The following is a 26,614-nucleotide window of genomic DNA, read 5'->3' as shown; positions in this document are numbered from 1 at the left end:
CATGGTCATGGCACTTACCGTCGCGGTCCTCGTCGCGGGGTCCGTCTACCTGGTCCTGCAGCGCGGCATGGTCCGCATCGTCTTCGGCATGTCCCTATTCGGCCACGCCACCAACCTCACCCTGCTGGCCACCGGCGTCGGCGCCTGGCGCGGCGAGGACTTCCCCTCGCGCACCCCGTTCGAGGACATGGCGGACCCGCTGCCGCAGGCGTTCGTGCTCACCGCCGTCGTCATCGCGATGGCCACCACGACGATCCTGCTCATGCTCGCCTCGCTCGGCCGCAACGACGACACCGCCGAGCAGCCCACCGGCACCGACGCCGGCTACTCCAAGATGTGGCTCAGCCCCTCGGCGCTGTCCACGGCGGGGCGCAACGCGCGCCTCAACCCGAAGAAGCTCGACGAGGTGCACGAGAACGAGATCAGCCACGTCACCAACGAGAAGTTGAAGGTGAAGGACTAATGGCCGTCGACGCAATCCTGCCCGTCTTCGTCGCCCTGCCGCTTATCGTCGCGGCTGTGACGGCGCTGAGCCCCTGGAAGCCGCTCAACGACGCGCTGTCCGTCATCGTCCCCGCCATCAACATGGTGGGCGGCATCTGGCTGTACCGCTACACCGACACGCACGGCACGCTCAGCCACGTCATCGGCCTGTACCAGGGCGGCGTGGGCATCTCGTTCGCCGCGGACACGTTCTCCGCGGTGATGCTCGTGACCACGATGATCGTCGCGCTCTCCTCGAACTGGTTCGCCATCGCCGTCGGCGAGACGCAGGCGCGCTACTACACGCCGCTCACGCTCGTGCTCGTCACCGGCGTCTCGGGCGCGCTGCTCACGGCGGACCTGTTCAACTTCTTCGTGATGATCGAGGTGTGCCTCCTGCCCTCCTACGGGCTGATCGCCATGTCGGGCACGCGCCACCGCCTGCTCTCGGCGCGCATGTTCGTGCTGGTGAACCTCGCGGCGTCGACCATGCTCGTGCTCGGCGTCGGCTACCTCTACGCCGTCACCGGCGCGGTGAACCTCGCCGCGCTCCAGGGCACAGCGGCCGGCCACGGCCCGGCGACGGTGGCCACCGGCATCGTCGTCATCGCCATCGCCGCGAAGGCGGGCGTGTTCCCGGTGTACACGTGGCTGCCCAGGACGTACCCCTCGACAAGCGCGAGCGTCATGGGCCTGTTCTCCGGCCTGCACACGAAGGTCGCGGTGTACATGCTCTTCCGCATCTGGGTGATCATGTTCGACATGGACCCGCGCTGGAACACGCTCATCATCGTGGTTATGGTCATCTCCATGCTCATCGGCGGCTACGCGGGCCTCGTCGAATCGACGATGCGCCGCGTGCTCGCCTACCAGATGGTCAACGGCATGCCGTTCATCCTCATCATGCTCGCGTTCACGCAGGACGACGCCCGCTACGCGCTCGCCGCCGGCCTGCTCTACACGCTGCACCACATGATCACCATCGCCGCGCTCACCCTCAACGCCGGCGCGATCGAGGAGACGTACGGCACCGGCACGATGGCGAAGCTCTCCGGCATCGCCCGGCGCGACCCGTGGACGTCCGCGGTGTTCGCGGCCGGCGCGTTCTCCATCGTCGGCTTCCCGCCGTTCTCCGGCCTCTTCGGCAAGGTGACGGTCGTCCTCGCCGCCGCCACGCCGGGCGACTGGCGCTCCTGGGTGGCCATCACCGCGATCATCGTCGCGTCCTTCGGCGCGCTGTTGTCCATGATGCGCATGTGGCAGCGCGTGTTCTGGGGCCGCCCGATGCAGAACTACCCCGAGGCACTCAACGTCCGCGCGAGCTTCATGCTCCCGTCCGCGGTGCTCATGGTCATCTCGCTGTGCATGTTCGTCTTCGCCGGCAACCTGTGGCACGTCGCCACGAATGCGGTCGACGACCTGCTCGACGTTGAGGCGTACACGAGCGCCGTGCTTGGCGACGATCCTATCGGCGTCCCCGCCCCCGGCGACGACTTCGGCGCCAACTCCCCCGCTGCGACTGGAGGTGCACGATAATGCGAGGCTTCTTCCACGGCGTGGGCTACGCCTGCTGGATTATCAAGGAAATCTTCGTCGCCGGCTTCGACGCCGTCGTCGCCGCCTTCAACCCGAAGGCCCAGATCGAGCCGATCGTGGTCTTCTACCCCCTGCGCGTGAACACGGACTGGGACGTGTTCTGGTTCACCACCTCCATCACCGCCACCCCGGGCACCCTGTCCATGGGCCTGCGCCACCCCGCCACGCCGGGCGAGCCGAATATCCTGCTCGTGCAGGCCGTGTTCGGGTCGGACCCGCAGGACATCATCGCAGGGCTGGCGGATATGGAGGAGCACCTCCGGCCGTCGTTACGCAATCGCCCCCTCGACCCGGAGACGGTGGAGTGGGAGCCCTACGTCGACCCGGGCCCGGACAACTCGGGCGCGGTGCCGCCCGCGGAAAGGATGGACTAGATGTTTACGACGCTGATGCAGGCCTGCATGATCATCATGTCGGTGAGCCTGCTTGTCGCGCTCGGCGCGGTGATCCTGACCAAGGACGAACTCTCGCGCGCCGTGATGGCCGACGTCATCTTCTACGGCATGGTGTGCATCTACCTCGTGTGGACGCTGTGGCACTCCACCACCATCGGCTACGAAATCCCGATCCTCGCCGGCCTCGTGTGCGGCGTGATCCCCACCATCTCCATGGCCCGCATCATCTCGAGAGGACGCCGCTAGCATGACCGCCGCCGAAATCGCCGTCTCCGCACTCGTGGTGCTCGCGACCATCTGCGTCGTCGCCACGACGATCCTCCAGCTGCGCGCGCCCGACGCGCTCACCCGCGTGAACCTGCTCGGCCCGCTCGTGTGCATCGCGTTCCCGCTGCTCGTGGTGGCCAAGCTCGTCTACTCCTGGTCCACCACCGGGTTCGACCTCAACGACTTCCTCCGCGCCGTCATCGCGATCGCCGCGGTGTGGATCGTCGGCTCCGTCGCGTCCTTCATCATGGGCCGCTCCGTCTACGGCGTGACCGTCGTGGACAAGATGCCCATCGCCAACGGCCGGTAACTTCAAAGGCGTGAGCACGAGCGACGACGCCTACGTCACCGACCTGGCCCTGCGCGCCGGCCGGGGCGACAAGGCCGCGCTCACCGAATTCATCCGGCTCACCCAGGACGACGTGTGGCGCCTGCTCGCCCACCTCGCCGGGCCCGAGCACGCCGACGACCTCACGCAGGAGACCTACCTGCGCGTCCTCGGCGCGCTGCCCCGCTTCCAGGGCCGCTCCACCGCGCGCACGTGGCTGCTCTCGCTCGCGCGGCGCGCGTGGGTGGACTCGGTGCGCCGCGACAGCGCCCGGCCGCGCGCCGCCGCCAGCTACGAGGCCGCACCCACCGAGGATCCCAGCACGTGGGGCGACGTCATCGACGCGCGCTCGCTTCTCGACGAGCTGCCGCCCGAGCGCCGCGAAGCCCTCGTGCTCACGCAGGTGCTCGGCTACACGTACGAGGAGGCCGCGAAGATCGCCGGGGTGCGCGTGGGCACGATCCGCTCGCGGGTGGCGCGGGCGCGGCGGGATCTGGTTGCCGGGAGTAACTAGGCCCGCGAAGCTAGGGTTGAGGGCATGCGTATTTCTCAATCACTGGCACTGACCACCCTTGCGGCGATGGCGGCCATTTCGGTGGCTGGGTGTGCGTCGGAAAGCGACGACGCCCCCACGGAGCACGCCGAGCACGGAGCGCACGGCGGGCACGACCACCCGGCGGACGGCGGGCCTGCCCCGGCCGGCATCGCCGAGGCGACGGACCCGACCTACCCTGTGGGCACCGAGGTCACGCTCACGGCCGACCACATGCCTGGCATGGACGGCGCCACCGCCACCATCTCCGGCGCGTTCGACACCACCGCGTACGCCGTGTCCTACACGCCGACGGACGGCGGCGACCCGGTGAGCAACCACAGGTGGGTCGTGCAGGAAGAGCTCGACGGTGTTGGCGGCGAGGAGCTCAAGGCGGGCGACACCGCCACGATCACCGCGGAGCACATGTCCGGCATGCAGGGCGCGGAGGCGACCATCGATTCCTCCACCGACGAGACGGTCTACATGGTGGACATCGACTCGCCGGAGATGACCATGAAGCGGCACAAGTGGGTCGTCGAGAGCGAAATCCAGCCCAAATAGGACCTTTGAATAGACTGAACGCATTATGTTGAAGAACGCACTCTTAATTTCATTTGCCTTCATCGGCACCGTCGTGGGCGCCGGCTTCGCCTCGGGCCAGGAGGCGATGCTGTACTTCTCCGCCTTCGGCACGAAGGGCATGTGGGGCGCAGTCCTCGGCTCCGTGCTCATGCTCATCGCCGGCGTGACCATCCTCCAGCTCGGCTCCTTCTTCCAGGCCAAGGAGCACATGGAGGTGCTCGGCTCCATCTCATCCAAGTTGATGGGCTGGATCCTGGACATCGCCACCATCGTCACGCTGTTCTCCATCGGCTTCGTCATGTTCGCCGGTGCGGGTGCGAACCTGAACCAGCAGTTCGGCCTGCCCGTCTGGGTTGGTGCGGTGCTCATGCTCGCGCTCACCATCGGCTTCGGCATGCTGGACGTGGACAAGGTCACCGGCGCCATCGGCGCGCTGACCCCGTTCCTGCTGGTCTTCGTCATCGTCGGGTGCGGTTGGACGCTTATCAACGCCAACCCGGACTGGAGCGCCCTCAACGCGGCGGCCGCAAACGTGGACACCTCCCTGCCCAACTGGTGGATCTCCGCGCTGAACTACACCGGCCTCAACGTCATGTGCGTGGTGTCCATGGCGCTCGTCATCGGCGGCAACCAGCTGGACACCCGCGCGGCAGGCCTCGGCGGCCTGTTCGGCGGCCTGGGCTACCTGGTCATGCTCATGCTGCTGGCCCTGGCGCTGTTGGTGAAGATCGACACCGTCTCCGGCCAGGACATGCCGCTTCTGACCCTGATCACGGACATCAACCCGACCATGGGCCTGATCATGTCCCTGGTCATCTTCGGCATGATCTTCGCCACCTCCCTGGGCATGTTCTTCGCCCTGGGCAAGCGCCTGGCCCGCGGCCGCGAGGACAAGTTCCGCGTCATCTTCATCTCCGCCTGCGTGATCGGCTTCGTCCTGTCCTTTGTGGGCTTCCAGCAGCTGGTGTCCACCGTGTACCCGATCCTGGGCTACCTGGGCATCCTGCTCATCGTCGTGATGACGTTGGCGTGGGTCCGCGGCATTCCGAAGCTGCGCAAGGAAGGCGACCGCCGCCGCCGCGCCCTGGAGCTGACCCGCAAGAAGATGGACCCGGCCGAGCGCTTCACCAAAAACGACGAGCGCGAGCTGGAGTACATCACCGCCAAGTCCAACGTGGACTCCGAGGAGCTGTCTGAGGCCCTAGAGGAGGAGGTCGCACAGGAGCTCGCGGAGGACGAGGACAGCGACTTCGAGCTCGAGGACCTGGAGAACCCCTCCGACGTGGTGTACGTCTCCTACACCGAGCCGGTCACGGCCGAGGAGTACGCGGCCAACCCTGACGAGCCGTGGAACGACCGCACCGTCGACGAGCTCATCGCCGCCGAGGAGGCCGAGGAAGCCGCGGCCGGCGAGGACAACAGCCTGGGCGGCTCCACCGCGGTCGACGCCAGCAGCGCCAGCACTACCGACGACACCGGCTCCACCAAGCTGTAGCCGCCAACCCCAAAGCCCCTCTGACAGATTCCGCCGGAATGTGTCAGAGATCACCGGAGCGGGGGCGCCAAACCCGCTAGACCAGCAGCTCGGCGATCTGGATCGTGTTCAGCGCCGCGCCCTTGCGCAGGTTGTCGCCGGACACCACGAGCACGAGCCCGCGCCCGCCGTCGACGGTCTGGTCCTGGCGGATGCGCCCCACGAGCGAGTCGTCGCCGCCGACCGCGGCGCGCGGGGTGGGCACGTCAACCACCTTCACGCCGGGCGCCGCGCCTAGCAGCGCGAGCGCCTGCTCGGGCGTGATCGGCTCGGCGAACTCGGCGTGCACCACCATCGTGTGGCCCGTGAACACCGGTACGCGCACGCACGTGCCCGCAACCTTGAGCTCGGGGATGCCGAGGATCTTGCGGGACTCGTTGCGCAGCTTCTGCTCTTCGTCGGTCTCGAGCGTTCCGTCGTCGACAAGCGACCCCGCCATCGGCAGCGCGTTGTACGCGATGGGGGCGACGTAGGGGCCGAGATCGCCCTGCGTATCGACGTCCTCCCGGACCAGCCCACGCGCATCCCCGATCGCCTCGACCTGGCTCGCCAGCGCCTCGACGCCAGCCAGCCCCGAGCCCGAGACCGCCTGGTAGGAGGCGACGCGCAGGGTGGTCAGCGTCGCGGCGTCGTGCAGCGGCTTGAGCACCGGCATCGCGGCCATGGTCGTGCAGTTCGGGTTGGCGACGATGCCCTTCGGGATGCGCTGAAGGTCGTGCGGGTTGACCTCCGAGACAACGAGCGGCACGTCCGGGTCCTTGCGCCACGCCGAGGAGTTGTCCACGACGGTCGCGCCGGCCGCCGCGAAGACGGGCGCCCACTCGCGCGAGGTGCCGCCCCCGGCGGAGAACAGGGCGATGTCGACGTCCGCGACGGATTCCTCCGTGACCTGCGTGAGGTCCTCCACGGTGATCTGCTCGCCGCGGAACTCGAGCACCTTGCCCGCCGAGCGCGGGGAGGCGAAGAAGCGGACGGTGTCGGCGGGGAAGTCCCGCTCGACGAGGATGTCGCGCATCACGCGGCCGACCTGGCCGGTGGCGCCGACGACTGCGAGGGTGGTCATGCTGGGGTCCTCCTTGAGCGTCTCGAGTTAGCGTCCAGTGCCGGCGTAGACCACGGCCGGCTCGTCGCCGCCGAGGTCGAACTTCGTGTGGATGGCGCGCGCGGCCTCCGCGACGTCCTTCTGCCGCACGACGGCGGTGATGCGGATCTCGGAGGTGGTGATCATCTCGATGTTGATCCCGGCGTCGCGCAGCGCGTCGCAGAAGTCCGCGGTCACGCCCGGGTGCGACTTCATGCCGGCGCCGACGAGGGAGACCTTGCCAATCTCGTCGTCGTAGCTCAGGTCGTCCCAGCCCTCCGCGGCCTGGAGGGCGCGCAGCAGCTCCATCGTGCGCGCGCCATCGGCCTTGGGCAGGGTGAACGTGATGTCGGTCTTGTTGTCCTCGACGTTGGAGATGTTCTGGATCACCATGTCGATGTTCACCTCGGCGTCCGCGAGCGCGCGGAAGACCTTCGCGGCCTCGCCCACGGCGTCGGTGATGCCGAGGATGGTGATCTTCGCCTCCGAGTCGTCGGTGGCCACGCCGGTGAGTACTGCTTCTTCCATGGGGATATCCTCCAATGCTCCGGCGACGAGGGTGCCGGTGTCGTTGCTGTATGACGAGCGCACCCGCAGGGGCACGTTGAACGCGCGGGCGTACTCCACGCTGCGCAGGACCAGGATCTTCGAGCCGCTCGCCGCGAGCTCGAGCATCTCCTCGAAGCAGAGCGTGTCCAGCTTCTTCGCGTCGGGCACGATGCGCGGGTCGGCGGTGTAGACGCCGTCGACGTCGGAGTAGATCTCGCACTCGTCGGCGTTCATCGCCGCGGCGAGCGCCACCGCCGTCGTGTCCGAGCCGCCGCGGCCGAGGGTGGTCACGTCCCTCGTCTCCCGGTTCACGCCCTGGAAGCCGGCGACGATAGCGATCCGCCCCTTGTCCACCGCGTCCTGCACGCGGCCCGGTGTGACCTCGAGGATGCGCGCGTTGCCGTGCCGCTCTGTCGTGATCACGCCGGCCTGCGAGCCGGTGAAGGACTGCACCTTCTCCCCCAGCGCGTGCACCGCCATGGCAACGAGCGAGTTGGAGATGCGCTCACCGGCGGTGAGCAGCATGTCCATTTCGCGCGCGGGCGGCGCCGGGTTGACCTGGGCGGCGAGGTCGAGCAGCTCGTCGGTGGTGTCGCCCATCGCGGAGCAGACGACAACGACGTCGTTGCCCGCCCGGCGCGTCGCCACGATGCGCTCGGCGACCGCCTTGATCCGCTCCGCGCTTTCCAGGGAGGAGCCCCCGTACTTCTGGACGATCAGTGCCATCTGCAACCTCCCGCAATTCCACGCGTGCATTCCAACGGTCAAGAATAGCGTCCCAAAAGTGCGCCCCCCGCCACCCGCGTTAATATCATTCACCGTGCACAACAATTTTCTCGCCGTCGCGTTCGCGCTTCTGTCGGCCGCGACCATGGCGGCGGGAACGGTCTGGCGGCACCGCATCATGCGCGGCGGCGCCCGCCAGGGCGAGGAGGCGGCCGATTCCCCGCTGTCGTCCATCAAGCAGTGGTCGTGGTGGGCGTCGATGGGGCTCGCGTTCCTCGCGTACGGCTTCCAGGCCACCGCGCTCGCGTTCGGCTCGCTGCTCGTGGTCCAGCCGGTGCTCGCGCTGTCGCTCATGCTCACGCTCATTTTCTCCGCGTGGGCGGAGCACCGCCACATGACCACGCCCGAGGCGTTCTGGGCGATCGCGCTCACGGCGAGCGTCGGCGGCGTCGTCGTCCTCGGCCACCCCGGCCACGGCGAGCGCACGCCGCCCGCGTGGGAATGGGTCATCGTCGTCGCCACCGCGATCGGGGTCGTCGTCGGCGCGTTCGCACTCGCTTCTCGACGACGCGCCAGCGCCAAAGCCCTCATCTTCGGCATCGCCTGCGGCGCCATGTTCGGCTACCAGGCCGTGTTCTCGAAGGTGGCGGTCGACGATTTCGTCGCCGGCGGGCTGACCGGCCTCATCACGTCGTGGCAGCTCTGGGCGATGCTCGTCGCGGCGACCGCCGGCACGCTCGTGCAGCAGTACGCGTTCGCCGCGGGCAACCTGGCCACGTCACTGCCGGCGTCGAAGATCGTCGAGCCGATCGTGGCGTTCTCGCTCGGCATCGCGGTGCTGGGCGAAACCTTCGGCGTGCAGTCGGCTGCGGGGTGGGTGGCCGTTGGGACGTCGATAAGCGTGATGCTCGTCTCCGCCGCGATGCTGACGCGGGTGAGCGTCAAATAGTGTAGGCTGTGACGCATGTCGCAACGGGCGCTTCTCCTTCGACGCCGCGGCGGGAATCAGGCTTTCTAACACGGCCGGCACCCCGTCGCGGAGTTTGTGTTGGCCGGCCGTGGAACCCCACACACTCAGGAGATAACGACAATGTCCAACGATTTCTTCGCCCCCCGCGAAATCCGCACCCCCTCCGGCCCCCGCAACGACGGCCAGCCCGCGTGGAACAAGCAGCGCGGCTCGCAGATGCCGGTCGACCGCTACCTCGCCTTCGCCCAAGAGGTAGAGGACATCGCGCTGCCCGACCGCACGTGGCCGGACAAGAAGATCACCCACGCCCCACAGTGGTGCGCCGTGGACCTGCGCGACGGCAACCAGGCGCTCATCGACCCGATGAGCCCCGAGCGCAAGCGCCGCATGTTCAACCTGCTCGTGGAGATGGGCTTCAAGGAGATCGAGGTCGGCTTCCCGTCCGCCTCGCAGACGGACTTCGACTTCGTGCGCGAGATCATCGAAAACGACATGATCCCCGACGACGTGACCATCCAGGTCCTCGTGCAGGCGCGCGAGCACCTCATCCGCCGCACGTTCGAGGCGTGCGCCGGCGCGAAGAACGTCATCGTGCACTTCTACAACTCCACGTCGAAGCTGCAGCGGCGCGTGGTGTTCCGCAAGGACCGCGAGCAGATTAAGCAGCTGGCCACGGACGCCGGCGAGCTGATCAAGACGATCGCGAAGGACTACCCCGACACGAACTGGCGCTGGGAGTACTCGCCGGAATCCTTCACCGGCACGGAGCTCGACTTCGCGCTCGAGGTGTGCGACGCCGTCGTGGACACGATGGAGGCGACGCCGGAGCAGCCGATCATCATCAACCTGCCGGCGACGGTGGAGATGATCACGCCGAACGTCTACGCCGACTCGATCGAGTGGATGCACCGCAACCTGAAGAAGCGCGACAGCGTGATCATCTCCCTGCACCCGCACAACGACCGCGGCACCGGCGTCGCGGCGGCGGAGCTCGGCTTCCTCGCCGGCGGCGACCGCATCGAGGGCTGCCTGTTCGGCAACGGCGAGCGCACCGGCAACGTCGACCTGGTCACGCTCGGCCTGAACATGCTCACGCAGGGCGTGGACCCGCAGATCGACTTCTCCGACATCCAGAAGATCCGCGAGGTCGTGGAGTACTGCAACCAGCTACGCGTGCCGGAGCGCCACCCGTACGGCGGCGACCTCGTGTTCACGGCGTTCTCGGGCTCGCACCAGGACGCGATCAACAAGGGCCTCGACGCGCTCGCGCAGAACATCCGCCCCGACGCGACCAGCTCCGACGTCACGTGGGAAGAGCTGCGCGAGACCACGTGGGAGGTGCCGTACCTGCCCATCGACCCGAAGGACGTCGGCCGCACGTACGAGGCCGTCATCCGCGTGAACTCGCAGTCCGGCAAGGGCGGCGTGGCCTACATCATGAAGACAGACCACGGCATCAACATGCCCAAGGCGATGCAGCCGGAGTTCTCCGCGATCGTGCAGAACATCACCGACAGCGAGGGCGGCGAGGTCAACTCCAAGAACATGTGGGACATCTTCGCCACCACGTACCTCGACCTCGAGTCGCCGCTCGCGCTGTCGCACTACCGCATCGACGCCGCCGAGGAGGAGGGCGAGGACACCCGCGTCACCGCGTCCGTGGACTACGAGGGCGCGCGCCGCGAGATCGCCGGCACGGGCAACGGCCCGATCGCGGCGTTCGCGAACGCGCTCGAGCAGCTCGGCATCGACTTCGAGGTGCAGGACTACTCGCAGCGCTCCCGCTCGGCGGGCGACGACGCGGACGCGGCGTGCTACATCCACGCCGACGTCGACGGCACGTCCGCGTGGGGCGTGGGCATCGCCGGGTCGACGACGCGCGCCTCGCTCGAGGCGATCGTGTCCGCGGTGAACCGGTCGGTGTCCGCGAACTAGCGTTTCGCGCCGCGGTCGTTATACTTGCGGGGAACTAGACCACACATTTTAGTCAGCGGAGTTGGTGCGCATGGCCGTCTACGCGGTGCCGAAAGGGCCTCGTCGGGAGGCGATTTCGGGCATGCGTATCGACGGAGCTTCGCCCACCACCGCCGCCCTCCGCACGAACGGTGACGGCGGCTTCGACGTCGTCGCCGACGGCGCCGTACTCGGGACGATCGGCGCCGACCGGGAGCTGCGCCAGATCGCCGACGCCGGCCTCGAGCCCGAGGTCGCCGTCGTGGACGGCGCGGTCGCGCTGCCCGAGCCGGGCCAGGTGCTGCCGGTCAACGTTCCCCCGCGCGCGCCGTGGGTGCTCCTGCCGGAGGCGGCGGTCTACGGGGCGGCGCTGGACGAGCCGTTGGACGTCGATACGCCGGCTCAACTGCTATTCACCTGCGACGGCGCGGCGCTCAACCTCGACGGCGACCCGGTCGGCGAGCTCGGCGCGCAGGCGTGCGAGGCGCTCGCGCCGACGCTCGAGCGGCTGCGGCAGCGCGGTCTCGAGGCCGTCGTGCGCGGGTTTATCGACGCCTCCGGCGACCTCACCGTCTCCGCCGCGCCGCTGCCCGCGGGCGCGCTGCCGGCGGTCTCGCCGCTGCCGGCGCTCGTGCGCGACCTCAGCGAGGAAGACGACGTCGCGCGCCCCGACACCGGCTTCTTCGCCACCGCCGACGCGGAGGCCGCCGCGCTCGCCGCCGACACGGAGGAGTTCCCCGGCGCCACCGAGCCCGCCTCTAGGGGCCGCGGGCGGGGCACCCTCGTCGCGGCGGCCGCGGCCGGGGCGGCGCTGCTGCTCGCCGGCGTCGGTGCCGTGGTGATCACCTCGCCGTCGGGGGTGGACCGCGACTCGGCGTCCGCGTACATCGGCACGGTGACCAACAGCGTGGGCGGCTCGGCGACCGGCAGCACGACGGCCGCGCCCGAGACGGCGGCGGCGACGGTGACCGCTACGCCGTCGGCCGAGGCGCACGACACGCCGACCGAGTCTCCGTCGAGCGCGGAGTTCAGCACCGACCTTCCCGCCGCGCCGGTGCAGCAGGCGCCGGTGCAGCAGGACCCCGCGCCCGCGCCGGTGCAGCAGGCGCCGGTCCAGCAGGACCCCGCGCCCGCGCCGGTGCAGGCGCCGGTGCAGCAGGCCCCAGCCCCCGCCCCCGCGCCGGCGCCCGCCCAGCCCGCCGACCCGCGCCCGTACGAGTACTCCATCGGCGGACTGCAGGTGCGCTCGAACACCCGGCTCGATCAGCCGCTGTACGAGGTCGCGGAGCCGTAGGCTACGTTGGAACGATGATTGAGAGCGATTACCCCTTCGTGGCGGTGTTCGCGCAGGCGACGGGGATCCACCCCGCAACGGGCCGGCTGCTCACCATCGACGCGGTCTCGTTCGACGACGCCGGGCGCGTCGGCGAGGAATTCCACGCCGTGGTCAACCCCGGCACCGACGCCGGGCCCGCCCACACACACGGGTGCTCCCCGCACGACTTCGCGCAGGCGCCGCGCTTCTCCCGCTACCTCAAGACGCTGGACAAGCTTATCGACGGCCGCGTCCTCGTCACCCACGACTCCCCCGTCACCTGGGGCTTTCTGGTGTCCGAGGCGCGCCGCGCGATGAACGCGGCGGCGCGCGCGAACCGCTCGCGGCGCGGGCGCGGCAACAAGCGCCGCCAGCGCGTCGGCCACGTGCCTAAGCCGGAGTCGATCGTCGACCTGCTCGCCACCGCGCGCCGCCAGGGCCACGTGCCGGTGGACCCGCGGATTAACGCGGTTGCCTCGCTCGTCGGCGTCGAGTCGGCGCCGCCCGAGGCATCCGTCGCGCGCCGCGCGGTGCCCGAGGAGGAGTTCTCCCGCGGCCAAACGCTCAAGCTCGTGGCGATGTACCTGCAGCTCGCCGAGTCCGGGCCGCTCGCCTCGTTCGACCCGGCGGATCTCGCGCCGGACCAGTTCGGGCTGCAGCGCTCGTCGCTACGCGTGGATGCGGAAAAGGCCCCGGCCGTCGCGGAGAACCCCGGCGTGCTCGGCGAGAGTGGCCTGCGCAAGGGCATGGAGTTCGTGGTCTCCGACGACGTCGCCGCCGACCCCGACGAGCTCATCGACGCCGGGGTGCGCGCGGGCCTGACGTACCGAGAGAAGCTCACGCGCGAGACGTCCGTGGCCGTCTCCGACGCGGTCGTGCGCGGCGCCGAGCTGCGCGGCAAGGCGATGCACGCGCACCGCAAGGACATCCCCGTCGTCGACGGCGAGGAGTTCGCGCGGCTGGTAGGTGCGATGGAGCCCGCGGGGTAGCCTAGTCCGCATGCAAGGACCCTTTTCCCGCGCGCGGTCGGCGCTCGCCACCGCCGCAGCGAACCTCGCCACCGCCGCCTCGCGCGCGACCGGCCGCGGCGCAGGCGGCATGATCGGCGGCCTCGTCGCCGGCGCGATCGACCCGAACATCATGGCCTCGCTCGGCGGGGGCCGGCCCGCGGTGCTGGTCACCGGCACGAACGGCAAGTCCACCACCACCCGCATGCTCGCCGGGGCGGTGCGCACGAAGTACGCCGTGGCCACCAACGACGGCGGCGACAACATGGACGCCGGCATCATCTCCGCGCTGCTCGCCGGCAAGGACGCCGACGCGATCGTCCTCGAGTGCGACGAGCTCCACGTGCCCAAGGTGGCCCAGCGCCTCAACCCGAAGGCGTTCGTGCTGCTCAACCTCACGCGAGACCAGCTCGACCGGGTCGGCGAGATCAACAAGATCGAGCGCGCCCTGCGCGAGGCCGTCATGGCGCACCCGGAGGCGACCGTCGTGGCGAACTGCGACGACGTGCTGGTCACCTCCGTCGCCTACGACCACCCGAACGTCGTGTGGGTCGCCGCCGGCGCGGGCTGGGTGGGCGACTCCGTGACCAACCCGCGCTCCGGCGGCCACGTCGTGCGCACCGAGGACGACTGGTACGCCGTCGAACCGCTTCCCGACGGCCGCGAGTTCCGCCGCCCCACCCCCGCCTACGCGGTGACGGAGTCGGCGCTGGTGACGCCGCAGGGCGTCGCAACGCTTGAGCTCAAGCTCCCGGGCCGCGCGAACCGCGGCAACGCCGCCCAGGCGATCGCCGCGGCCGTCGAGGCGTTCGGCGTCCCGCTCGACGACGCCGTGCGCGCCGCCGGCGAGGTGGACAACGTCGCCGGGCGCTACACCACCGTCCACCTCGGCGACCACGACGTGCACCTGCTGCTGGCGAAGAACCCGGCCGGCTGGCAGGAGGCGCTGTCGATGGTGGACCGCGACGCGGACGGCGTGGTCATCGCCGTGAACGCGAAGCAGGGCGACGGCGAGGACGTCTCCTGGCTGTGGGACGTGCGCTTCGAGGACTTCGGCGAGACCCACGTCGTCGCCGCCGGCGAGCGCGCCACCGACCTCGCGGTGCGCCTCACTTACGCCAACATCGACCACGAGCTCGTCCACGACCCGGTCGAGGCGATCCACGCCTGCCCGCCGGGCCGCGTGGAGGTGCTCGCGAACTACACCGCGCTGCTCAACCTGCGCAAGGCCCTGACCAGGCAGGAGGATTACCGTGCCTAAGCTCACCATCGGCCTCGTCCTGCCCGACGTGCTGGGCACGTACGGCGACGACGGCAACGCGCTCGTCCTGCGCGAGCGCGCGCGCCGCCGCGGCATCGACGCGCACGTCCAGCGCATCTTGCTTGACGACGACGTCCCGCCCACCTGCGACATCTACACCCTCGGCGGCGGCGAGGACGCGGCCCAGCTCATCGCCGCGGCCCGCCTCGCCGCCTCCCCCGGCCTGCAGGCGGCGGCCGCGGACGGGCGCCCCGTCTTCGCCATCTGCGCCGGCCTCCAGGTTCTCGGCCGCACGTTCCGCGCGCACGGCGAGGAGGTCGAGGGCATCGGGCTCATCGACGTCACCACCGCGCCCCTGACCACCCGCGCCACCGGCGAGCTCGCCTCGACCCCGACGCACGCCGGCATCACCGCGGAGCTGACCGAGCCGCTCACCGGGTTTGAGAACCACATGGGCGCGACGACGCTCGGGCCCGAGGCGCAGCCGCTCGGCGCGGTCACCCGTGGCGTCGGCAACGGCGCGGGCGAAGGCAGGGTTGACGGGGTCGTGCAGGGCAGCGTCATCGCCACCTACATGCACGGCCCTGCACTCGCGCGCAACCCGCAGCTCGCGGACCTGCTGCTGGCCCGCGCCCTCGACGTCCCGCTCGCGGACCTCGAGCCCCTCGACCTCCCCGTCGTGGACCAGCTCCGCCGCGAGCGCCTGCGCTAGCCGAAGAGTTGGTCTATGGCCCCGCGGTTGGAGTTTTTCACTGGGGTTCCGTGGGGGCTGATCCACCAGGGTGCGCCGCGGATCATGGCGATGTGGCCGCGTTTGTTGCGCGATGGGTCGTCGTCGTTGACGCGGTTGTGGTAGCGACACAACGGGGCGAGGTTGTCCAGGTTGGTTTCCCCGCCGTGCTTCCAGGCGGTGACGTGGTGGATCTCGCAGGCTTGCGCCCCGTGGCGGCAGCCCGGGAACGCGCACACCGGCATGACGAGCCGGGCGAGGTCGCGTTGTTTCGTGTTGGCGAGGCGTTGGGTGCGGTAGAGGTTGACGGCACCTGCTTCGGGGTGGAACGCGGCGACGTCGAGCGCCTCGCCGAATTCCAACGCGAGGAATTCAGCCCCGGTCATGGTGGTGCCGTCGGTGAGTGTGAGGATGACGTCGTCGCCTAAACCTGCGGTGATGCGGGTGTATTCGGGTAGGGGGACGAGGATCATGGGGCGGGGTGCGGCGGCGGGGACGGTTTCGCCGGCGTCGATGAGGTTCCAGAAGGCGGCTTCCATTTGGGGTGCTGCGGGTTGGGTGGGGTCGATGTGGTGGCGGAGGGCGTGTTCGAGGTCGGCGGCGCGGCGGTCGTCGGCGGTGATGGTGATGCGGGTGCGTCCGTGTTTGGGGGCGGAAAACGTCATTTGTTTTTTCGCCGGTTTAGGTTCGGCGGTGGGGAGGATGTCGTTGGCGCGGCGGCGCAGGGTTTCGTAGGTGCCGCGTACGGAAAGCAGGGCGTGGCGTAGTTTCCATTGTTCGGTGCCGGTGAAGCGGGTGAGGTGTTTTTCGATGAAGACGAGTTTGTCCAGGCTTGTGCCGTTGTCGCGGGCGAGGGTGAGCGCGCGGCGTTGCTGGGTGCGGTAGCGGGTTGGCCCGTAGTAGGTGGTGTGGATGCGTGCCCATTCGCGTAGCGTGTCGGGTTTGACGCCGGCGGTGGTGAGCGCGTCGCGGTCGTAGTGGGCGAGGGCGTCGATGGCGCCGGCCCCGACCGCGAGTGCGAGTGCTTCGAATGGGTTCATGACCGTCACACTAGAGGAAACCGAGGCAATGTCAAGACCACCCACCGAAACCTGTGGATAACTCCCGCAACCAACGCCAAGTTATCCACAGCGTTGGGTGCCGGACGGACGTCGATACGCAAAAAATGCATAATGGGGCGCATGTTCGTGCACCTGAGCCACATCCTCGACCCCGACGGCCCCCACTACCCCACCTCGCCGACCCTGACCACCGAACCCCACGCGGTGATCGGGCAGGGCAGCGACTCCAACGACGTGATCAGCCAGCTGCCCAACCACTTTGGCACCCACATGGACGCCCCGCGCCACTTCACCCCCGACGGGCTCACGTTCGCCGAGCTGCCCACCGAGCGCTTCAACTTCGACGGCGACGAGATCCTGCTCATCGACGTCCCCGCCAAGGGCGAACCGCGCTCCATCGTCACCGTCGAGGACGTCGAGGGCGAGGACTTCAACGGCATCCGCATGCTGCTCATCCGCACCGGCTTCGAGCGCTTCCGCGACACCGACCCGGAGACGTACATGAACGAGGGCCCCTGCCTCGACCCGAAGCTGTGCGAGTGGCTCGCCACCGAGACCGGCGTCGAATGCGTCGGCATGGACTGGCTCTCCGTTGCCGCGCCGTGGAACGACCTCGGCACGGAGGCGCACCGCCAGCTCCTCGGGTACTACCGCGACAACTTCGTCACCGCCATCGAGGACCTCTCGCTCGCCCCGGTCGGCGACAACTGGATCGACTTCCTCACCCTCGGCGGCCTGCGCATCAAGGGCATCGACTCGTCGCAGGTGAGCGTCACGGCGTTCCTCAACGACCTCGACTTCCTCGACGAGCTCGACGGCCGCGATGGCCCCGACGCCGAGGAAGCGAGCTTTGACGGCGTCGTGCGCGACCCGAACGCGCCGGCCCCCGCCGCCGAGGACGAGCCCTAGAGCTTGAGCCGCCCGGTGAGGGCGCGGGAGAGCGTGAGCTCGTCGACAAACTCCAAGTCCCCGCCGAGTGGCATCCCCGACGCGAGCCGCGAGATGGTGAGCGCCGGGAAGTCCTTGAGCAGCCTGACCAGGTACGACGCCGTCGCCTCGCCCTCCGTGTCGGGGTCGGTGGCGAGGATGACCTCCGCGATTTCCGGCGCCTCCTCCCCGTCGACGTCCGGCAACACCCCGCCGATGCGCTGCAGCAGCGGCGCGATCGCGAGGTCCTTCGGCCCGACGTTCGCGAGGGGGTCGAGCGCGCCGCCGAGCACGTGGTAGCGCCCGGAGTACTCGCCGGTGCGCTCGATGACCTGGATATCCTTCGCGTCCTCCACGACGCACACCGTCGCCTTGTCGCGCCCCGAGTCGGCGCAGATGCGGCACACCTCGTCGCGCGAGACGTTGTTGCAGATGCGGCAGAACGTCACCCCGTCGCGCACCGCCGCAAGCGCAGCCCGCAGCCTATCGACGTCCTCCGGCTCCGCCTTCAGCAAATAAAACGCAATGCGCTGCGCCGACTTCGGCCCGACGCCGGGCAGGCGCGAGAATTCGTCGATAAGGTCCTGTAACGGCCCCTCGAACACGCTGACCTCCTTCCTTCCGGCACGAAAAACGCGCCCGACCTGGCGAGGCCGGACGCGAAAGCGGCAACGTTAGATGATGCCGCCGAACGGCACCTCGCCCGGGCCGGCCTGCTGGCCACCGAACGGCGCGCCACCCTGCTGGCCGCCGAGCGCGCCGCCGGTGAGCGGGGCGATCTTCTCCTCGGCGAGCTTGCCCGCCTTGTTGTGCGCGTCGCGGTAGGCGGCGAGGATGAGGTCCTGCAGCGTCTCCACGTCCTCCGGGTCGACGGCCTCGGGCTTGATCTGCAGGTCGACGATCTCGGCGCCACCGGTCATCGTGATGGTGACCAGCTCGCCGCCGGCGGTGCCGGTGACCTCGGTCTGCAGCAGCTCCATCTGCGCCTGCTGGAGCGCGGCCTGCACCTCGGCGGCCTGGCGGATGAGTTCCTGCATGTCGTTCGGCTGGGTCATGGTGTCCCCTTTCGTTTGTCAGTAAAGTTCGCTCGCCAGTGTACCCGCCCGGCTACAGCGGCTTCGCGCCCAGCTCCTGGGCGAGCAGATCCATCGCCACCTGCGTCGCGTCGCGGCGGTCTGCGCTGCCCTCCTCGTCGCGCGCCTGCTCCGCCATGTCGCGCTCCTCGTCCTCGCGGGAGTACGGGGCGACCTCGCGTATCGACGCCTCCGGTTCCTCCTCCTCAAAGTCAACCGGCTCCGGCGGCGGCGGGATCTCGTCGCGCTCGCGCTTCGCCTTCTCGGCCGCCTTCTGGCTGGCGGCCTGGGCGGCGGCGCGCCAGTCGTCCTGGCGCTGGGTCGGCTGGGGTTTCTGCGCTGGCTGTGCGGGCTGTGCAGACCGCGCCGGCTGCGCTGGCGCCGCTGGCGCTGCTTGGGTCGGCTCCGGCTGGGCCGGCTCGGCCGGTTCCGGCTGACCGATGGGCGCGGGCTCGTCCCACCCGCCGGCAGGGGCGGGGTCGTCGCCGTCACTGCTGCCGTCGCCACCCTGCTCGGGAGGCGTCCACACCTCGCGCTTCGCGGGGCGGCGCAGGTTCGCGGCGGCCGGATCCGTACCGACGACGCACCGCACCTCCACCCGCGACCCAAGCTTCTCGGAGAGGACGGCGGCGATGTCCGCGTTGTTCTTCTCCGCGTTGATGCGCTCGGCGAGCGCCCCGGTGTGGTGGCCGACGACGAGCACATCCCCGTCGAAGCCGAGGGGTTTCGCCTCGGTGAGCATGATCTCGGCAACCTTGTTGCGCTCGCCGACGGACTGGCGCAGGCGCGTCCAATCCCGCTCGATGCGCTCGAACAGCTCGTCCGTGTCCCCCGCCGACTCCGGCTGCTGCGGCTGCGCTGGCTGCTGCGGCGGACGCTCGGCGGCGGGGCGCTGCTCCGCGCGCGGCGTGGCGGCGGCCGCAGCGGCAGCGGCAGCCGCGGCCGCGCCCCCGCCCTGGCGCACGCCTTGCGACGGCGGCGCCTGCTGCGGCCCGCGCGCCTGACCAGCCTGACCCGCATGTCCCGCGGCACCCGCCGCGCCCGCCGCGCCAGCCGCGCCCGTCGGCAGCGCACCGCCGCCCGGCTGGAGCGTGAGCAGATGCGCCATCATGATCTCGAGCAACAGGCGCGGCGAGGTCGCCCCGCGCAGGCCTGCGACGAGGTCGTTGACCTCCGTGGCCAGGGCTGCGAGGTGCTGCGGGGAGAACCGCTGCGCCTCCTGGGTGAGGACGTCGGCGCGGTCCGAAGGTGCGTCGACAAGCCCTTGCCCGAAAGCGTCGGGAACGCTGCGGATGAGCAGGAGGTCGCGCATCCTGTCGAGCAGGTCGAGCGCGAAGCGGCGCGGCTCGTGGCCGGACTCGATGACCTGGTCGATGGTGCGGAAGAGCGCGGCCCCGTCGCGGTCGGCGAGGGCGTCGACGGCGGCGTCGAGCAGCGTGAGATCCGTGGCGCCGAGCAGCGGGAGCGCGAGCTCGTACGTCAGCCCATCCGGGCCGGCGCCGGAAAGCAGCTGGTCCAGGATGGACAGTGTGTCGCGCGGGGACCCGCCGCCGGCGCGGATGACCAGGGGGTAGACGTTCTCGTCGACGGTCACGCCCTCCTCGGCCACCACGTGCTCGAGCAGCTCGCGCATCGCCTGTGGCGCGAGGAGGCGGAACGGGTAGTTGTGCGTGCGCGAGCGGATCGTGTTCAGCATCTTCTCCGGCTCGGTGGTGGCGAAGATGAAGATGAGGTGCTCCGGCGGCTCCTCAACGATCTTGAGCAGCGCGTTGTTGCCCACCTTCGAGATCATGTGGGCCTCGTCGATGATGAAGACGCGGTAGCGCGATTCCGCCGGGGCGAACAGGGCGCGCTCGCGCAGGTCGCGCATGTCGTCGACGCTGCCGTGCGAGGCGGCGTCGATCTCCATGACGTCCAGGTTGCCCGTCCCGCCCGGCGCGAGCGAGACGCACGAGGGGCACACCCCGCACGGCGTCGACGTCGGCCCCTCGACGCAGTTGAGGGAGCGCGCCAGGATGCGCGCGGACGAAGTCTTGCCACAGCCGCGCGGGCCGGAGAACAGGTAGGCGTGCGAGATGCGCCCGTTGTCCAGCGCGGTGGACAGCGGGCGGGTCACCTGCTCCTGGCCGATGACTTCGCCGAACGTTGCGGGGCGGTATTTCCTGTACAGAGCCACGCGCGCCAGTCTACTTCGCGCGCCGACGGGGCCTACCGCTGCGCGGCGTCCACGCACGCGAGCAGCACGCAGGTGGCCACGCCGTCCATGGCGGTGCGCACCTCGTCGAGCGGCGGCAGCGACGGCGCGAGGCGAATGTTCGTGTCCGTCTCGTCGACGCCGTGCGGGAACGACGCGCCCGCCTTCGTCAGCGTGATGCCGGCGTCCTTCGCCAGCTCCCATACGCGGGTGGCGGAGCCGTCGGTGACGTCGAGGGAGATGAAGTAGCCGCCCTTCGGCTTGGTCCACTCGGCGACGCCGTAACCGCCGAGGCGCTCCTCGAGGATGCCGATGACGGCCTCGAACTTCGGCGCGAGCGACGCCGCGTGCTTGCGCATGTGGGTGTGCAGCCCGTCGACGTCGCCGAAGAAGCGCGCGTGGGCGAGCTGGTTGACCTTGTTCGGGCCGATCCCGCGGATGGAGGCGTGGGAGGAGTACCACGCGAGGTTCTCCTTCGACGACGCGAAGAACGCCACGCCCGCGCCCGCGAGCGTGATCTTCGAGGTCGACGACATGTACCAGAACCGGTTCGGGTGGCCGTTGCGCGCGGCGATGTCCAGCACGTTCGGGTTCGCGGGGAACTCGTCGGTGAGGGTGTGGATCGCGTACGCGTTGTCCCACACGATGCGGAAGTCCTCGGCGGCGGTCTCCATCGCAGCCAGCTTCTCGACGACCTCCGGCGAGAACGTGATCCCCGTCGGGTTACCGAAAATCGGCACCGTCCACATGCCCTTGACCTGCGGGTCCTTTACCAGCTCGGCGACGGCGTCCACGTCCGGCCCGTCCGGCGTCATGGGCACCTGCACCATCTCGAAGCCGAAGTGCTCGGTGATGGCAAAGTGGCGGTCGTAGCCCGGCACCGGGCAGATCCACTTCACGCGCTCCTCGTCCTTCCACGGGCGCGGCGAGTCGTTCGTGCCCCAGATGTAGGCGTAGGAAATGAGGTCGAACATGATGTTTAGGCTCGAGGAGTCGCCCGCGATCACGTTCGCCGGGTCGAGGCCCAGCGCCGCGCCCCACAGCTCGCGGATGTCGGCGATGCCGGCGAGGTTGCCGTAGTTGCGCACGTCCGCGCCGGTGGCGTCGGTGTAGTCGTCCTCCCCCGGCAGCGCGAGCAGCGCGTTGGACAGGTCGAGCTGCTCGCTCGACGGTTTGCCACGCGTGAGGTCGAGGTTGAGGTCGCGGGCCTTGAGTTCGTCGTAACGCTGGCGCGTCTCCTGCGCGAGGGCGTCGAACTGGGCTTGGTCGAGGTCCTTGAGTGACATGCCCACCATCGTACCGGCACAAATAAGGGACCCCACGCACCTGCCAGAGCTCGCTGACCCTTGCTGCGTTCCCGCCCTGGGGGAGTTCACAAGATAACACCGCGTGGGATCCTGCCCGCTACTGTAGCTGGCAGCCTCGCCGCCACACAACCTGCCCGCCTCATCTGCAATTTTGGTGCGGGGGCCGGGGTGGTCTACCATGTCCCAAGACACTTTCGAGTGTCGCTGGAGGATTCGACTAGCGGCCTATGTCACACGCCTGGAACGCGTGCGGGTTTCACGACCCTCGTGGGTTCAAATCCCACATCCTCCGCCACAAGCCGGCGCCCCGCGGGGTGTCGGCTTCATCGTTTATAATCTATAATCGCGGAGCATGATCAACGAACAGCTCTACACCGCCATCAACCAGCAGGTCACCGAGGAGTACGCGGCGGCCTACATCTACCGCCACCTGGCCAACGAGATGGACGCGCTCTCCTTCCCCGGCCTCTGCGAATGGTTCGCCGCCCAGGCCGCCGAGGAGTGCGAGCACGCCCTGAAGTTCGCCAAACACCTCATCGACCGTGGCGAGCGCGTGTGCCCGCACCCCATCGAGATCGACGCGCCGAAGATCGCCGGCCCGCTCGAGGCGTTCAAAGCCGCGCTCGAGCACGAGAAGAAGGTCTCTGAGCAGATCCGCACCATCACCCGCCTCGCCGACGAGGTCGGCGACCTCGAGTCGCGCCCGCTGCTCAACTGGTTCCTCAACGAGCAGATCGAGGAGGAGTCCACCGTCGGCGAGATCGTGGACCAGCTCGAGCTCGTCGGCGCGGACGGTTCGGGGCTTTTGCGTATCGACGCCCGCCTGGCCGGCCGACCCGTCCCCAACCCCGCCGCGGCAGAGTAAACACCGCGCGAACTGGCGTTAAACAGCTCGCGAAATCGCAGCGAAATTCCCGCGACATCCCCCTCCCCCGGTCGCGAAACGGTAACGGCGGGCCGAAAATGCGCGTGTGACCAGCTCCGAGCGCCAGCCCACCCGCCGCCAGTTCTCGCGCCGCGGGTTTCTGCGCACTGCGGCTGTCGCCTCGAGCGCGATGGGCGCGGCCGCCGTCGTGCCCAGCGCGCAGTCCCAGAGCTCGGTGGACACGACGCCGACGTTCGTGGAGATGGAGCTGCCCCCGCTGCCCTTCGTCCACGGCGTGGCCTCGGGCGACCCGCTGCCGGACGCGGTGGTGCTGTGGACGCGCGTGACGCCGGACGAGTTTGCGGTGCCTGGGTCCGGAGGTGGCGTCGATACGCAACTGCACTGGTGCGTCGCGCGCGACGCCGAGCTGAGCGACATCGTCGCGCAGGGCGAGGCGACCAGCCGTGCCGAGCAGGACCACACGGTGCACGTCGAGGTGGCGGGGCTCGACGCGGACACCGTCTACTACTACCGCTTCACCGTCGTGGGCGGGCCGCACCACGGCGCGGTCTCCCCGCTCGGGCGGACGAAGACCGCGCCGGTGGGGCACGTCGTGGCGCAGCGCTGGGCCGTCGCCTCCTGCGCCAACTGGGAGTCCGGGTTCTTCTCCGCCTACGCCGACATGGCGCGACGCGGCTGGGCGGGCGAACTCGACCTCACCGTCTTCCTCGGCGACTACATCTACGAGTACGCCCAGTACGAGTACGCGGGCCGCGGGCCGGTGCGCCTCCACCAGCCCGCCCACGAGACCCTCAGCCTCGCCGACTACCGCACCCGCTACGGCCGCTACCGCACCGACCCGGCGCTGCAGGACGCCCACGCCGCCATGCCGTGGGTGGTGGTGTGGGACGACCACGAGATCGCGAACAACAACTGGCGCGACGGCGCCGCCAACCACCAGCCGTACGAGGGCGACTTCCACGCCCGCCGCGACGCCGCCATGCGCGCCTACTACGAGTGGATGCCCGTGCGCCTGTCCCAGACCTCGGAGCAGGGCCACATCTACCGCTCATTCACGTTCGGCGACCTCGTCGAGCTGACGATGATGGATCTGCGCACCTACCGCGACGTCGAGTTCTGGAAGGGCGGCTCCCGCCAGCCCGGCGACGCGCGCACCATGCTCGGCTCGGAGCAGTACGACTGGCTCACGCAGACCCTCGAGCGCTCCACCGCGACGTGGAGCGCGCTGGGCAACTCGGTGATGTTCTCGCCGCTGCACGTCGGCGCCGTCTTCAACAACCCCGCCACCCGCCCCGTCGCGGAGGCGCTGAGCGCGAACATCCTCACCTCGAAAGCGCCGGTGCCGCAGCTCAACGAGATGCCCCTCAACGGCGACCAGTGGGACGGCTACGACTTCGAGCGCCGCCGCCTCATCAACACCCTCGGCCGTCTGGGCAAGCAGCCCGTCTTCCTCACCGGCGACATCCACTCCGAGTGGGCGCACACCATCATGCACAACGGCAAGCAGATCGGCTGTGAGATCGTCTGCTCCTCCATCACCGCGCCGAACGTGTCGGAGTCCACCGGCATCGGCACCGGCAGCCGACTCTTCGGCGCCGCCGGCCGCTACCTCTACGCAGCGAACCCGAGCCTCCACCACGTCGCCCTGGACACCCACGGCTACACCGCCGTCACGTTCACCCCCAACGAGGTGTCGATGGAGTGGCGGCGCGTCGACAACATCCTCGCCCCCGTCTCGCCCGTGCGCCCGGGCCCGGTGCTGGCGTGGCGCAGGGGCGACGGGTTCGCGTCGTAGCGCTAGGGCCATCCGTTTTGTAAAAATCCACACCCGCCCCCGGAAAACCCCAGGTCGCTACTGGCCGCATCGGGGCGCGCTTTGTGTCAAGTGGTTGTGAACGGGTTTGGGTGTTAGATCGTGATGGGTTGTGGGGTTGGGGCGGTTTGGGTGGTGGTGCGGATGATGCTGACTTCTGCCGGGAGGCCTGTGCCAGCTTTGGTGTCCGGTAGTTGTGTGATGGTGCCTTTGCTTAGCGCGTTTCGCATCCCTTCTTCTCGTTTGCGTTGCAGTTCGCTCCAGGTGCCGTCGAGGACTGCTTGTGGTGGGTAGTAGTTGATCCCGCTGTGTGGGGTGGCGTTGTAGACCGGCACCCAAGCGCTGACCCAGGTGTTTGCTTCGCCCAGCGTGGTGAAGGTTTTCGGGTAGTAGGTCCTAGTCTTTAGGGTGTGGAACACCGACTCGGTGTGCGGGTTGTCGTTGCTGGTGTGCGGCCGGTTCAATGAGCGGGCCACACCATGTTCGGCAAACAGTTTGCCGAGTCGTTTGCTGGTCATGGCAGCGCCGTTGTCGGAGTGGACAGTGTGCACATTTGGAAAACGGGTGAAGATGTCGGCGAACATCGCTGCTGCAAGCTGGCTGTTTTCTCGTTCTGCGACGACGAACCCGACGATGGCGCGCGAGTACAGATCGATCACCATGTGCAACGCGAAGGTCTGTCCGTAGTATTGGCCAGGCAAAAACGTGATATCCCAGCACAGTACCTGCCCGGGGGCGGTGGCGTGCACATGCGGCGGTGTGGCGTCGCGGCGGCGTTTGGCTTGTCTGGCTTTGGTGTTGTGGCGTTGGTGCAGCAGTTTGCCGTGGGCTTTAGCCACCCGGTAGAAGCTGCGCAGGCTCGCCAGGTAGGTCCCGTTGTTCAACGCGGCGTAAAACACCTGGTCCACCCCGCAATGCGGATTGTCGTCCAGCAGCTCCACTATGTCTGTGACTGTGGCATCAGACAGCCGGTTGATCCGGCGTTGGTGATGCGGGATCGGGTTGTCGGTGCGTGGGCGCGGATTGGTTTCGTAGAAGACCCGGCTGCGCGAGGCACCGATGATGCCCATCGCCTTCGTTTTGGAGTAGCCGACGGAAACGAGCTGGTTGATCAGCGTTTCTTCTGCTTGCCGGCCTTGCTCGTAGAGGCGTTGTTGGGCGTCGGTGAGGACTTTTCCTCCGCGTTTGAGTCCACGCCAGGTGCTCCTGGCATGGTCGCTAAAGCTTTTCCCAACACATCAGTGGCCAGCTCAGCCCGCTCTGCCCTTTCCGTCGCCTTATCTAAGGCACGCTGCATTGCTTCTTCACGGCGTTTGGCATCGAGTTCGATCTTGCGTTTGTCCTGCGTCAGCGCGGAAATTTCCTTGCGCAGCTGCTGAATTTCGGCGCATTCATCCATCGTCAACGTTCCAATCCTCCTTGGTCTTGTGCGTGTTGGCAGGTCACCGTCAGCCACCATTGCTGTCCAGCGTCGCACGGTGTGACCAGCAAGTCCATGCGCCACCAACCAGGCTTCTTTCTGGCCATGCGGCACTAACCCGTACTCGACGACCACCTCACGGATGTACTCCGCACTCGGTCTGCCCAGGTAGGCAGCATCAACCATGTGTTTGGCGCGCTCGACGCCGTCAACGCCGTCGTCAATAGTTTTCGACTTCTGCAATGCGCGGGCCCACCGCCCGATATGGGGATACTCGATTCCCTGCCGGGCGCACCACGGGCCTTTCGTGCCATGCGGCAACAGGTTGTAAATCGTGATCATCTGCCGCTGCTGCGCTGGATGAAACCACTTTCCAAGGCCAGTCACGCGGTACGGGGAGAACACGAACGCCACAGCCTCAAGCGACGCCAACGTCTCCTCATCGAGTACTTCCCCCGCCGCCAGCACACGCGGCGGCTGCGACAAGATCTCCTCGACCTCCTCGCGCGACGTCTTAGGCTTGACCTTTCGGGCAACCACCGGGGCTTCAGCAACCGGTGGCGACGTCAACGTCGACGGCACCAACTGAGGCAACTGCGAATCGGTCATGAACAAAACCTC

Annotated in this window: 26 protein-coding genes, 1 tRNA gene and 1 other RNA gene; 18 read left to right on the top strand and 10 right to left on the bottom strand. The window is 68.8% G+C overall.

Features of this window, described 5'->3' with window-relative positions:
- The first annotated feature begins 1 nt into the window (after position 1).
- Genes CJEDD_RS00800 through CJEDD_RS00765 form a run of 8 tightly spaced genes read left to right on the top strand, consistent with a single transcriptional unit; the run spans position 2 to position 5,681 of the window.
- The gene (locus CJEDD_RS00800; RefSeq protein WP_042405919.1) at positions 2 to 463 is read left to right on the top strand and encodes a cation:proton antiporter subunit C; all 462 of its coding nucleotides are present in this window, start codon (positions 2 to 4) and stop codon (positions 461 to 463) included.
- A complete protein-coding gene (locus CJEDD_RS00795; RefSeq protein WP_042405920.1) occupies positions 463 to 2,019 on the top strand; it encodes a monovalent cation/H+ antiporter subunit D family protein in 1,557 nt (518 codons plus the stop codon). Before CJEDD_RS00800 ends, CJEDD_RS00795 begins: the two co-directional genes overlap by 1 nt.
- The gene (locus CJEDD_RS00790) at positions 2,019 to 2,453 is read left to right on the top strand and encodes a monovalent cation/H+ antiporter subunit E (RefSeq protein ID WP_042405921.1); all 435 of its coding nucleotides are present in this window, start codon (positions 2,019 to 2,021) and stop codon (positions 2,451 to 2,453) included. The genes CJEDD_RS00795 and CJEDD_RS00790 overlap by 1 nt, the downstream gene beginning before the upstream one ends.
- Positions 2,454 to 2,720, top strand: a complete 267-nt coding sequence (locus tag CJEDD_RS00785) for a cation:proton antiporter (RefSeq protein ID WP_042405923.1) — start codon at positions 2,454 to 2,456, stop codon at positions 2,718 to 2,720.
- A 1-nt stretch (position 2,721) separates the two neighbouring features.
- The gene (locus CJEDD_RS00780) at positions 2,722 to 3,051 is read left to right on the top strand and encodes a Na+/H+ antiporter subunit G (RefSeq protein WP_042405924.1); all 330 of its coding nucleotides are present in this window, start codon (positions 2,722 to 2,724) and stop codon (positions 3,049 to 3,051) included.
- Positions 3,052 to 3,061: 10 nt separating this feature from the next.
- Positions 3,062 to 3,583: a sigma-70 family RNA polymerase sigma factor gene (locus CJEDD_RS00775; RefSeq protein WP_042405926.1), complete on the top strand. Its 522-nt coding sequence runs from the start codon at positions 3,062 to 3,064 to the stop codon at positions 3,581 to 3,583.
- A 24-nt stretch (positions 3,584 to 3,607) separates the two neighbouring features.
- Complete coding sequence (locus tag CJEDD_RS00770) at positions 3,608 to 4,165, top strand: YdhK family protein (RefSeq protein WP_042405928.1); 558 nt, start codon at positions 3,608 to 3,610, stop codon at positions 4,163 to 4,165.
- A 25-nt stretch (positions 4,166 to 4,190) separates the two neighbouring features.
- Positions 4,191 to 5,681: a YkvI family membrane protein gene (locus CJEDD_RS00765; RefSeq protein ID WP_074432487.1), complete on the top strand. Its 1,491-nt coding sequence runs from the start codon at positions 4,191 to 4,193 to the stop codon at positions 5,679 to 5,681.
- Between the two features lie 76 nt (positions 5,682 to 5,757).
- Here CJEDD_RS00765 and CJEDD_RS00760 read toward each other — a convergent pair whose 3' ends face one another.
- Both CJEDD_RS00760 and CJEDD_RS00755 read right to left on the bottom strand, forming a co-directional pair.
- The gene (locus CJEDD_RS00760; RefSeq protein WP_042405929.1) at positions 5,758 to 6,783 is read right to left on the bottom strand and encodes an aspartate-semialdehyde dehydrogenase; all 1,026 of its coding nucleotides are present in this window, start codon (positions 6,781 to 6,783) and stop codon (positions 5,758 to 5,760) included.
- A 27-nt stretch (positions 6,784 to 6,810) separates the two neighbouring features.
- Positions 6,811 to 8,076, bottom strand: a complete 1,266-nt coding sequence (locus CJEDD_RS00755) for an aspartate kinase (RefSeq protein WP_042405931.1) — start codon at positions 8,074 to 8,076, stop codon at positions 6,811 to 6,813.
- A gap of 94 nt (positions 8,077 to 8,170) precedes the next feature.
- Between CJEDD_RS00755 and CJEDD_RS00750 the strand changes: the two genes are divergently transcribed.
- The 6 genes from CJEDD_RS00750 (at position 8,171) to CJEDD_RS00725 (ending at position 15,294) form a co-directional block, all read left to right on the top strand.
- On the top strand, positions 8,171 to 9,025 hold the full coding sequence (locus tag CJEDD_RS00750; RefSeq protein WP_042405932.1) for a DMT family transporter: 855 nt from the start codon (positions 8,171 to 8,173) through the stop codon (positions 9,023 to 9,025).
- Between the two features lie 141 nt (positions 9,026 to 9,166).
- Positions 9,167 to 10,981, top strand: a complete 1,815-nt coding sequence (gene leuA / locus CJEDD_RS00745) for a 2-isopropylmalate synthase (protein ID WP_042409744.1) — start codon at positions 9,167 to 9,169, stop codon at positions 10,979 to 10,981.
- A gap of 70 nt (positions 10,982 to 11,051) precedes the next feature.
- Positions 11,052 to 12,293: a hypothetical protein gene (locus CJEDD_RS00740; protein WP_042409747.1), complete on the top strand. Its 1,242-nt coding sequence runs from the start codon at positions 11,052 to 11,054 to the stop codon at positions 12,291 to 12,293.
- 14 nt (positions 12,294 to 12,307) lie between these two features.
- Positions 12,308 to 13,303, top strand: coding sequence for an exonuclease domain-containing protein (locus CJEDD_RS00735; protein ID WP_042409749.1), 996 nt, complete (start codon positions 12,308 to 12,310; stop codon positions 13,301 to 13,303).
- Positions 13,304 to 13,313: 10 nt separating this feature from the next.
- On the top strand, positions 13,314 to 14,582 hold the full coding sequence (locus tag CJEDD_RS00730) for a Mur ligase family protein (RefSeq protein ID WP_042409752.1): 1,269 nt from the start codon (positions 13,314 to 13,316) through the stop codon (positions 14,580 to 14,582).
- Complete coding sequence (locus CJEDD_RS00725; RefSeq protein WP_042409755.1) at positions 14,575 to 15,294, top strand: type 1 glutamine amidotransferase; 720 nt, start codon at positions 14,575 to 14,577, stop codon at positions 15,292 to 15,294. Before CJEDD_RS00730 ends, CJEDD_RS00725 begins: the two co-directional genes overlap by 8 nt.
- Here the strand turns inward: CJEDD_RS00725 and CJEDD_RS00720 are convergent.
- The gene (locus CJEDD_RS00720) at positions 15,291 to 16,352 is read right to left on the bottom strand and encodes an HNH endonuclease signature motif containing protein (protein WP_273657567.1); all 1,062 of its coding nucleotides are present in this window, start codon (positions 16,350 to 16,352) and stop codon (positions 15,291 to 15,293) included. The genes CJEDD_RS00725 and CJEDD_RS00720 overlap by 4 nt on opposite strands.
- A gap of 141 nt (positions 16,353 to 16,493) precedes the next feature.
- On the opposite strand from CJEDD_RS00720, the gene CJEDD_RS00715 reads away from it, so the two are divergent.
- Positions 16,494 to 17,282 (top strand): cyclase family protein, encoded by a 789-nt coding sequence (locus CJEDD_RS00715; RefSeq protein ID WP_081764629.1) that lies wholly within the window; start codon positions 16,494 to 16,496, stop codon positions 17,280 to 17,282.
- On the opposite strand, the gene recR is transcribed toward CJEDD_RS00715, so the two are convergent.
- The 5 genes from recR to ffs all read right to left on the bottom strand — a co-directional run bounded on the left by recR (position 17,279) and on the right by ffs (position 21,969).
- The gene (gene recR, locus CJEDD_RS00710; protein WP_273657566.1) at positions 17,279 to 17,905 is read right to left on the bottom strand and encodes a recombination mediator RecR; all 627 of its coding nucleotides are present in this window, start codon (positions 17,903 to 17,905) and stop codon (positions 17,279 to 17,281) included. The two genes, CJEDD_RS00715 and recR, sit on opposite strands and share 4 nt — an antisense overlap.
- 69 nt (positions 17,906 to 17,974) lie before the next feature.
- The gene (locus tag CJEDD_RS00705; protein WP_042409533.1) at positions 17,975 to 18,355 is read right to left on the bottom strand and encodes a YbaB/EbfC family nucleoid-associated protein; all 381 of its coding nucleotides are present in this window, start codon (positions 18,353 to 18,355) and stop codon (positions 17,975 to 17,977) included.
- A gap of 52 nt (positions 18,356 to 18,407) precedes the next feature.
- A complete protein-coding gene (locus CJEDD_RS00700; protein ID WP_042409536.1) occupies positions 18,408 to 20,549 on the bottom strand; it encodes a DNA polymerase III subunit gamma and tau in 2,142 nt (713 codons plus the stop codon).
- 32 nt (positions 20,550 to 20,581) lie between these two features.
- Positions 20,582 to 21,853, bottom strand: a complete 1,272-nt coding sequence (locus CJEDD_RS00695) for an aspartate aminotransferase type Ic (protein ID WP_042409537.1) — start codon at positions 21,851 to 21,853, stop codon at positions 20,582 to 20,584.
- A 20-nt stretch (positions 21,854 to 21,873) separates the two neighbouring features.
- Positions 21,874 to 21,969, bottom strand: an RNA gene (gene ffs / locus CJEDD_RS00690) — signal recognition particle sRNA small type.
- 111 nt (positions 21,970 to 22,080) lie between these two features.
- On the opposite strand from ffs, the gene CJEDD_RS00685 reads away from it, so the two are divergent.
- From CJEDD_RS00685 to CJEDD_RS00675, 3 genes are all read left to right on the top strand, one after another.
- Positions 22,081 to 22,169, top strand: a tRNA-Ser gene (locus CJEDD_RS00685).
- 60 nt (positions 22,170 to 22,229) lie between these two features.
- A complete protein-coding gene (locus tag CJEDD_RS00680; protein ID WP_042409541.1) occupies positions 22,230 to 22,739 on the top strand; it encodes a ferritin in 510 nt (169 codons plus the stop codon).
- Between the two features lie 106 nt (positions 22,740 to 22,845).
- The gene (locus CJEDD_RS00675; protein WP_042409539.1) at positions 22,846 to 24,555 is read left to right on the top strand and encodes an alkaline phosphatase D family protein; all 1,710 of its coding nucleotides are present in this window, start codon (positions 22,846 to 22,848) and stop codon (positions 24,553 to 24,555) included.
- 113 nt (positions 24,556 to 24,668) lie between these two features.
- On the opposite strand, the gene CJEDD_RS00670 is transcribed toward CJEDD_RS00675, so the two are convergent.
- Together CJEDD_RS00670 and CJEDD_RS00665 are read right to left on the bottom strand one after the other, a co-directional pair.
- Positions 24,669 to 25,688, bottom strand: coding sequence for an IS3 family transposase (locus tag CJEDD_RS00670; protein WP_273657694.1), 1,020 nt, complete (start codon positions 25,686 to 25,688; stop codon positions 24,669 to 24,671).
- A complete protein-coding gene (locus CJEDD_RS00665; RefSeq protein WP_042410540.1) occupies positions 25,685 to 26,602 on the bottom strand; it encodes a hypothetical protein in 918 nt (305 codons plus the stop codon). The genes CJEDD_RS00670 and CJEDD_RS00665 overlap by 4 nt, the downstream gene beginning before the upstream one ends.
- Between the last annotated feature and the right edge of the window lie 12 nt (positions 26,603 to 26,614).

It is taken from the genome of Corynebacterium jeddahense, assembly GCF_028609865.1.
Classification (GTDB): domain Bacteria; phylum Actinomycetota; class Actinomycetes; order Mycobacteriales; family Mycobacteriaceae; genus Corynebacterium; species Corynebacterium jeddahense.
This window is presented reverse-complemented; position numbering and strand designations above follow the sequence as displayed.

Bases quoted from the DNA above. Each gene is read 5' to 3' on its own strand.
- CJEDD_RS00800 (WP_042405919.1), top strand. From the start codon at position 2: ATGGTCATGGCACTTACCGTCGCGGTCCTCGTCGCGGGGTCCGTCTAC.
- CJEDD_RS00795 (WP_042405920.1), top strand. From the start codon at position 463: ATGGCCGTCGACGCAATCCTGCCCGTCTTCGTCGCCCTGCCGCTTATC.
- CJEDD_RS00790 (WP_042405921.1), top strand. From the start codon at position 2,019: ATGCGAGGCTTCTTCCACGGCGTGGGCTACGCCTGCTGGATTATCAAG.
- CJEDD_RS00785 (WP_042405923.1), top strand. From the start codon at position 2,454: ATGTTTACGACGCTGATGCAGGCCTGCATGATCATCATGTCGGTGAGC.
- CJEDD_RS00780 (WP_042405924.1), top strand. From the start codon at position 2,722: ATGACCGCCGCCGAAATCGCCGTCTCCGCACTCGTGGTGCTCGCGACC.
- CJEDD_RS00770 (WP_042405928.1), top strand. From the start codon at position 3,608: ATGCGTATTTCTCAATCACTGGCACTGACCACCCTTGCGGCGATGGCG.
- CJEDD_RS00765 (WP_074432487.1), top strand. From the start codon at position 4,191: ATGTTGAAGAACGCACTCTTAATTTCATTTGCCTTCATCGGCACCGTC.
- CJEDD_RS00760 (WP_042405929.1), bottom strand. From the start codon at position 6,783: ATGACCACCCTCGCAGTCGTCGGCGCCACCGGCCAGGTCGGCCGCGTG.
- CJEDD_RS00755 (WP_042405931.1), bottom strand. From the start codon at position 8,076: ATGGCACTGATCGTCCAGAAGTACGGGGGCTCCTCCCTGGAAAGCGCG.
- leuA (WP_042409744.1), top strand. From the start codon at position 9,167: ATGTCCAACGATTTCTTCGCCCCCCGCGAAATCCGCACCCCCTCCGGC.
- CJEDD_RS00740 (WP_042409747.1), top strand. From the start codon at position 11,052: ATGGCCGTCTACGCGGTGCCGAAAGGGCCTCGTCGGGAGGCGATTTCG.
- CJEDD_RS00735 (WP_042409749.1), top strand. From the start codon at position 12,308: ATGATTGAGAGCGATTACCCCTTCGTGGCGGTGTTCGCGCAGGCGACG.
- CJEDD_RS00730 (WP_042409752.1), top strand. From the start codon at position 13,314: ATGCAAGGACCCTTTTCCCGCGCGCGGTCGGCGCTCGCCACCGCCGCA.
- CJEDD_RS00720 (WP_273657567.1), bottom strand. From the start codon at position 16,352: ATGAACCCATTCGAAGCACTCGCACTCGCGGTCGGGGCCGGCGCCATC.
- CJEDD_RS00715 (WP_081764629.1), top strand. From the start codon at position 16,494: ATGTTCGTGCACCTGAGCCACATCCTCGACCCCGACGGCCCCCACTAC.
- CJEDD_RS00705 (WP_042409533.1), bottom strand. From the start codon at position 18,355: ATGACCCAGCCGAACGACATGCAGGAACTCATCCGCCAGGCCGCCGAG.
- CJEDD_RS00695 (WP_042409537.1), bottom strand. From the start codon at position 21,853: ATGTCACTCAAGGACCTCGACCAAGCCCAGTTCGACGCCCTCGCGCAG.
- CJEDD_RS00665 (WP_042410540.1), bottom strand. From the start codon at position 26,602: ATGACCGATTCGCAGTTGCCTCAGTTGGTGCCGTCGACGTTGACGTCG.